The following is a 7513-nucleotide window of genomic DNA, read 5'->3' as shown; positions in this document are numbered from 1 at the left end:
GCTTTGAAGCTGGAAGTTATACGAGTACTGAAAGAAGTAAAGAAGAACAAAAAACTAATTATTTCTTTCTTCAGAAATCATGAATTAAACTGTTACCAGTTTTTTAGCTGATAGTCTATTTTTATTTAAATTACTGAAAATCATAAACTTAATCCGATATGAACTGAACGCTGAGTCCGTTGCTTTTTCTGATAACCAATTCTTCTCTCTGGTCAGCGTTCAGTAACTTTTCAATTAAAAAACTGGCAATCATGACTTTAAGTCATTTTGGGCTGAACGCTGAACGCTAAACTTTTTCATTGAGATAATGCTTGCTTTGCTCAGCGGTCAGTAGATTTTCACTTAAGATGGTGATTTTTATTGATTTAGATGATTTCGAACTGAACGCTGAACCGAAAGCTTTTTATAATTTAAAATATCAGGCAAGGTGATGTGGAAGGTATGAAATGTTTAAACCCTGTTTAAACCAAAGAAAAAAGGAGTTACAACCTAAGTCATAACTCCCTGATAATCAGTGTCGGGGTAGCAGGATTCGAACCTGCGGCCCCCTGTTCCCAAAACAGGTGCGCTAACCGGACTGCGCTACACCCCGTGATTATATTCTTATTTGGATGGAGTACGTTAAACGTGGGTGCGAACCGATGATAAGAAAACTTACCATGCGATGCTAAGACACCCACTCCATCACTGAAACCTGTCTAACATTATAGCCAGGATCCATTAGCTTGCGGTGGAGGCGGGATTCGAACCCGCGGTACCCCTTTCAGAGTACGTCGGTTTAGCAAACCGGTGGTTTCAGCCACTCACCCACTCCACCCGAGCTGCCTTTTCAAAAGCGATTGCAAATGTACGGATCAAATAGGTTTCCCGCAAGGCTTTTTGGTATTTTTTCTTAGTCATCGGCCAAAAAATTGCGGGGGTACTGCACAAGTCTTTCAGACAGAAAGTGATACGAGTGGTAAAGTATACGGATTTTTTTCCGGGCCGGACTGCTTTTCCACATCAGGGCCGACCGATACCGGAAATTTCGGGCGGCTGCCCGGAAATGAGAAAGCCCCCGGTCTCCTGCTGCGGAGATCGGGGGCTTATTATTTTAGTCCGGTTTTGTGGGAAGATTCGGGCTTTGGGCTCGGTCGGATATTTTACTTATCGTTCAAACTCATCCGGATCTTCTTCTCCAGCTCAACCACCGTATCCTTAAAGATAGCGTCGGTTTCCATCAGGTCCTGCACCGTTTTGCAGGAGTAGATCACAGTACTGTGGTCCCGCCCGCCGAAGGTTTCTCCGATGGCTTTCAGCGACTTATCGGTGAGGTTTTTGGCGAGGTACATGGATAGTTGCCGGGCGATCACGACCTGCCGCTTCCGGGTTTTGCCCTGCAGCTTCTCGACGGCCACGCTGAAGTGTTCGGCAACCAGTTTCTGGATGAATTCCACGGTGATCTCCTTGTTGATCTCCGTCACGAAGTTCTTCACGACCACCTTTGCCAGATCAACGTCGATCTCGCGGCGGTTGAGGGAAGACTGCGCAATCAGGGATACCAGTACGCCTTCCAGCTCCCGGATGTTGTTTTTGATGTTATAGCAGATAAATTCCGTGACGTTCTGCGGGATCTCCACGCCCTCACGGCTCATCTTCGCTTCCAGGATGGCCATCCGGGTTTCCAGATCGGGCGCCTGCAGATCGGCCGACAGTCCCCACTTAAAGCGGGAGATCAGTCGCTCTTCCATACCGTCCAGGTCTTTGGGAGCCCGGTCGGAGGTCAGGATGATCTGGCGATTATTCTGATGGAGTTGGTTGAAAATATGGAAAAAGATCTCCTGGGTCTTTTGCTTGTTGGCCAGGAACTGGATATCGTCCACGATCAGCACATCGATCAGCTGGTAGAAGTTGACGAAATCGTTGACCGCATTATTTTTAATGGACTGGATGATCTGGTTGGTAAACTTTTCGGACGAAACGTAGAGTACCGTCTTATTGGGGAAACGTTCGATCACCTCATTACCCACGGCGTGCGCCAGGTGCGTTTTACCCAGTCCCACATCCCCGAAGATCACCAGAGGATTGAAAGAAGTACCGCCCGGATTCTTGGCGATAGCCTGCCCGGCCGAACGCGCCAGTCGATTGCAGTCTCCTTCTATATAGGTGTCAAAAGTATAGATCGCATTCAACTGCGGATCGATCTTCATCTTTTTGATCCCCGGAATGACGAATGGGTTCTTAATGTTACCCATATCTACCATACCCGGGCCGAATTTATCCTCCACGGGTTTTTCGCTTCCGTTGGACCGCGACTTGTGGTCGTGTCCGTTACTACCGTTCGACATCAGGATCTGATACTCCAGACGACCACGGTCTCCCAGCTCTTTGCGAATAGTCATTTTCAGGAGGCTCACGTAGTGCTCCTCCAGCCATTCGTAAAAAAACTTGTTGGGTACTTGTATGGTCAACGCATGATCTTCCAACCCTACCGGCTTGATCGGCTCAAACCAGGTTCTGAAACTCTGAGTTGGAACATTCTTACGAATTGTCTGCAGACAATTATCCCATACGGCAGCGTGATCAATTACCATTCCAAAATACATTAAAAGTTAACACAATTATGCCGCCAGGCACAATTACCAATAATTTAAAATAATGAGTATCAGTAAGTTAGGATTTGAAGCAGTCCGTTACGACCTTCAGTAGACGAGTTGTTATCTTACCTAAGCATGTCGTGTGTTGCTGTTACCTTGAGTTCCGAGGGAATACAAAGTTGAGAAAAAAATGGGAAACGGGCCGTGCCGCGAAGGGCTTTTTTTTAAAATTTTTTTTGCCTAATACGTATCTCCTTTGCTAGTAAAATATAGCCGTGCAAACCTAAATCGACGGGCTTAAATATAACGTCGTTATATCCTTTCCGGGCCGGATTTAACCAACTTTTTGCCCCGATCTTGGGCTTCTGCCAACAATATATTGGATGACGCAAATTCCGGGAAAGTCCCGTAAATACGACTTTTTTGGCCCGTTCGTGCAACTAAATCCGGCCAATCTGCATCTATGTAATATTCGGACTGTCTCTTTTAAGAGATTAATCATTATGAAAATGTTAATTCCTGGCCTAACATCCAGGCAATTAGGCATTTTTTCTAAATTCGTTCCCGTGCACAAGAGGTCTTTTTTACACCTAAATTTACAATGTATGCGACGCTCCCTTCAACATGCCAATCTATTCTCCTTATTTGCCTTCTCAATTATCGCTCTCTTCATTTCCTGCGCTCCCAATAAAGAGCAAAAGTCGGAGATCATGGCTGAGGCCCAACGCGGTGAATTTGTGATCACCGTAACGGCCACCGGAGAACTACAGGCCAAACGGTCGGTAAAGATCCGCGCGCCCCAGGGCATGCGGCCGGCCGGTATTTACGAAACCACCCTGGCCGATCTCGTTCCGGAAGGAACTACGGTCTCATCCGGTCAGTATGTAGCCAAACTGGACCGTACCGAACTGGCCGGAAAAATGAGTAACGTACAGACCGAACTCGAAAAGATACGTACCCAGCTGGAACAGGCCAAGATCGATACCGCTATCGAGCTGCGCGGACTGCGCGACCAGCTGGTCAATCTGGAATTTACCAAAAAGGAAAAACAACTCAAGGTCGATCAGAGTCAATACGAGCCGCAATCCGTGATCCAGCAGGCTGAACTGGATATGGAAAAAACGGAGCGGGATTACGGTCAGCTCGTCAAAAAATACGAACTGGTTAAGATCCAGTCCGAAGCGAAGATCGAAGAGATCAATGCGCTCATGCGCCAGAACCAGCGCCAGCTGAAGATCTACTCGGACCTTTCCAATGAATTCACCATTATGGCGCCCGAAGACGGCATGGTCATTTACTCCCGAACCTGGAACGGCAAAAAAGAACCGGGCTCCCGGATCTCCGCCTGGGATCCGGTGGTGGCCGAATTGCCCGACCTCACCGATATGATCTCCAAGACTTACGTCAATGAGGTGGACATCAGTAAGGTGCGGGTGGGTCAGGAAGTGTCGATCCAGGTGGATGCCTTCCCGGACCGTGCCTATACCGGCAACGTATTGAAAGTAGCCAACATTGGGGAAGAACTGCGCGGTTTTGACACCAAAGTATTCGAGATCGTTGTTCAGGTAAATGAAGTCGACTCCATCATGCGGCCGGCCATGACCACCAGTAATGAGATTGTTACCGATGTTTTCAACGACGTACTCTTCGTACCCCTGGAAGCGCTGCAAAGCGATAGTCTGACCTTCGTTTACAAAGAGCAGAACGGTAGTCTGATCAAGCAGGAAGTAGTGATCGGCCTTTCCAACGCCGACCAGGTGATGATCGACCACGGCCTGGAAGAAGGCGATATGGTCTACCTCTCCGTTCCCGCAGAAGCCAAGGATATTGCCTGGAATTATATCGACAATAACATCAAGGAAGAGATCAAGAAAAAACAGGAAGAAGCCCGGCGTATCCGGGAAGCCCAGGCCCTGGAACGTCAGAAAAAGATGAAAGACGTCGCGCCGCCCACTCCGGATAGCGGAGGTGACGGCGGTATGATCATTATTATGGACTGATCCTCAATTTACATTAAAACAAACGAAAACACGTGCAGCGAATCATATTCAACTTCCTGCTAGCCATTGAGGGGATCAATGCCAACAAACTGCGCTCATTTCTTACCGCTCTGGGAATTATTTTCGGGGTGGCAGCGGTGATCTCTATGCTAGCCATCGGCTCCGGCGCCAAGCAAGCCATTCTCGATCAGATGAAACTGATCGGTACCAATAATATTGTCATTTCCGCCAGTCAGAATATCATCAGTGACGATGAGGACGCGGAAGATGCCGAAGATTCCGAAGACAATAACGAGGACGGCAAACGCCCCTTTTCTCCCGGTCTGACCCTGGAAGATGCCAAGGCGCTGACCCGCGTACTTCCGACCATCGAAAAGGTAAGTCCGGAAATTGTATTGTCTACCAATATCATCCAGGATGCCAAACTGGTGAAAGGCCGGGTAATCGGCATCAATAACGATTTTTTCGAACTCAATCGCCTCGCGCTGGAAAGAGGTCAGTTCTTCCACGACGTACACCTCACCAAAGGCCAATCGGTCTGTATTATCGGTAAAAATATCCAGGCCCGTTTTTTCAGTGAGGACAATCCCATCGGAAAGTCCATCAAATGCGGCAACACCTGGCTGCGCATCATCGGCGTTCTCGAACGCCGGGCTGCCAGCAAAGAAAGCATGGAAAACCTCGGGATCCGGGATGTCAATTCCGATGTTTACGTTCCGGTAACCACGGCCTTGCTCCGTTTCAAGAACCGGGCTAAGATCACCGCCCAGGACATTAGTCGCGGGCGGGGCCGCAGCGGCAACAACAATCAGGAAAACTACCACCAACTCGACCGCGTAGTGGTGCGGGTAAATGACTCCAAGGCCATGCAGGCTTCCGCCGAAGTGATCGCCCGGGTACTCAAACGCCGGCATCTCGATCTGGTGGACTTTGAGATCGAAGTCCCGGAACTGCTGCTCGAACAGGAACAGAAAACGCAGGATACCTTCAACCTGGTACTGGCCGTGATCGCAGGGATCTCCCTGCTGGTGGGCGGTATCGGCATCATGAATATCATGCTGGCTTCCGTACTGGAGCGGATCAAAGAGATCGGGGTGCGCCGTTCGCTGGGTGCCACCCAAAACGACATTATTCTGCAATTCTTATTTGAAGCGGTCTTCATCAGTCTTATCGGTGGGTTGATCGGCGTTTTACTGGGCGTTACCGCCGCGGAGCTTATCGCCCGTTCGGCCGACATTCCCACGGTAGTTTCCGGCTGGTCCATTCTGTTATCCTTTGGCGTTGCGGCCACCATCGGTCTGGTATTCGGACTGTTCCCGGCCCAGAAAGCCGCCAAACAAGATCCCATCAAAGCGTTAAGAACCGACTAAATACTTATCAATGAAATATTATTGTATTGCGCTACTCCTGATGCTGGGCACAACGGTTTCCCTGGCACAGCGAGACACTCTTCGTCTGAGTTTAGATGAAACTATTTTATTGGCCCAGAAAGATGCACCGGATGTACAGATCACCCAAACCGCCTTCAACAACGATTACTGGCGGTATAAATCCTTCCAGGCCAATTACCGTCCGTTGATCAACCTGGATGCGACCATCCCGCTGCTCAACCGGACCATTGAAGCCATTACCCTGCCGAACGGTAACGATGCCTTTATTTCGCGCTCACTGATGCGCAACAGCCTCGACCTGAGCGTCAGCCAGGGGATCACCCTGACCGGCGGCCGCATTTTTGTCAGCACCGGTCTGGAACGGCTGGATATCTTTAAGACCAGTACCAATGACGGACTGATCAATTACCTGTCCAATCCGATCCGGATCGGGTTCAGTCAGCCGGTTTTCGGTTTTAATGCACTGCGCTGGGATAAGATCATCGAACCGATGTCCTACGAAGAATCCAGAAGGGAGTATTCGGAAGGCATGGAAGAAGTGGCCCTCAATTCGGCTGCACTGTTCTTCGATGTGCTGATCGCCCAGTTGAATTACGAGGCCGCCATCCGGGACAAAGCCAATGCCGATACCCTCTACGCCATTTCTAAAGGACGTTACGAAGTGGGCCGGATCGCCGAGGTGGAACTGCTTCAGATCGAACTGAACGCCATGCGCGCCGACGCGGATCTCGGATCCAGTCAGCTCGCCCAGCAAACCGCCACGGAACGGCTGCGGAACTTTCTCGGTATTCGCGAGGCCATTGCTTTTGACCTTATTACTCCGGATGAAATTCCGAATTTCCTGATCGATGCCCAGGAGGCACTGGACTATGCGCTGCGCAACCGATCGGATGTCATACAACTTGACCGCCAGCTGCAGCAGGCGTCCATGGAAGTGGCCCAGGCCAAAGCCCAGCGGGGATTCAGTGCAAATATCTTCGGTAGTTTCGGTCTTTCGCAAACCGGCAAATCCCTCTCGGATGCTTTCACGGATCCGCTGGATCAGGAGTTCTTCCAGATCGGACTGAGTGTGCCCATCGCCGACTGGGGTAAATCGAAAGCGGTGATGGAAATTGCCCGCTCCAATGAAGAACTGACCCGTCTGCAGGTAAGCCAGGAACGGGTCAATTTCGAACGGGACATTCTCGTAAAAGTGCAGCAGTTCGATCAGGTGAGAAGTCAGGTGCAGCTGGCCCAACGGACCTACGAAGTCGCCCAAAAGCGTCTCAGCATCACCCGCGAGCGTTACAAGATCGGTAACATCCTGGTGACGGACCTCAACCTGGCCATCCAGGAAGAAGCTTCCGCCCGGCGTGGCTACGTCAGCGCGCTGCAGGCCTTCTGGCTGGCCTACTACGAACTGCGCCGTCTGACCCTGCACGACTTTGCGACCGGCACCTCGCTGACCAAAAATCCGGAGAACTCGCTGCGGTAATCCGTCCGCTGTCTCCGGAAAATAGAAAAGGCCGCCAGGATATTGTCCTGACGGCCTTTCCTTGTAACGACT

Annotated in this window: 4 protein-coding genes and 2 tRNA genes; 3 read left to right on the top strand and 3 right to left on the bottom strand. The window is 50.2% G+C overall.

The window, feature by feature from the left end; genetic code table 11:
- Positions 1-517: 517 nt before the first annotated feature.
- The 3 genes from CRP01_RS38555 to dnaA all read right to left on the bottom strand — a co-directional run bounded on the left by CRP01_RS38555 (position 518) and on the right by dnaA (position 2573).
- Positions 518-592, bottom strand: a tRNA-Pro gene (locus tag CRP01_RS38555).
- Positions 593-728: 136 nt separating this feature from the next.
- Positions 729-817, bottom strand: a tRNA-Ser gene (locus CRP01_RS38550).
- Positions 818-1142: 325 nt separating this feature from the next.
- Positions 1143-2573, bottom strand: a complete 1431-nt coding sequence (dnaA, locus tag CRP01_RS38545; RefSeq protein WP_099155444.1) for a chromosomal replication initiator protein DnaA — start codon at positions 2571-2573, stop codon at positions 1143-1145.
- A 608-nt stretch (positions 2574-3181) separates the two neighbouring features.
- On the opposite strand from dnaA, the gene CRP01_RS38540 reads away from it, so the two are divergent.
- Genes CRP01_RS38540 through CRP01_RS38530 form a run of 3 tightly spaced genes read left to right on the top strand, consistent with a single transcriptional unit; the run spans position 3182 to position 7441 of the window.
- Positions 3182-4576 (top strand): efflux RND transporter periplasmic adaptor subunit, encoded by a 1395-nt coding sequence (locus CRP01_RS38540; RefSeq protein WP_170110729.1) that lies wholly within the window; start codon positions 3182-3184, stop codon positions 4574-4576.
- Positions 4577-4608: 32 nt separating this feature from the next.
- A complete protein-coding gene (locus tag CRP01_RS38535) occupies positions 4609-5946 on the top strand; it encodes an ABC transporter permease (protein ID WP_099155442.1) in 1338 nt (445 codons plus the stop codon).
- A gap of 10 nt (positions 5947-5956) precedes the next feature.
- On the top strand, positions 5957-7441 hold the full coding sequence (locus tag CRP01_RS38530) for a TolC family protein (RefSeq protein ID WP_099155441.1): 1485 nt from the start codon (positions 5957-5959) through the stop codon (positions 7439-7441).
- The last annotated feature ends 72 nt before the right edge of the window (positions 7442-7513 follow it).

It is taken from the genome of Flavilitoribacter nigricans DSM 23189 = NBRC 102662, assembly GCF_002646595.1.
GTDB classification, from domain to species: Bacteria; Bacteroidota; Bacteroidia; order Chitinophagales; family Saprospiraceae; genus Flavilitoribacter; species Flavilitoribacter nigricans.
The sequence above is the reverse complement of the archived record's forward strand: the minus strand, read 5'-3'. Positions and strand labels throughout refer to the sequence as shown.

Bases quoted from the DNA above. Each gene is read 5' to 3' on its own strand.
- CRP01_RS38530 (WP_099155441.1), top strand. From the start codon at position 5,957: ATGAAATATTATTGTATTGCGCTACTCCTGATGCTGGGCACAACGGTT.
- CRP01_RS38540 (WP_170110729.1), top strand. From the start codon at position 3,182: ATGCGACGCTCCCTTCAACATGCCAATCTATTCTCCTTATTTGCCTTC.
- dnaA (WP_099155444.1), bottom strand. From the start codon at position 2,573: ATGGTAATTGATCACGCTGCCGTATGGGATAATTGTCTGCAGACAATT.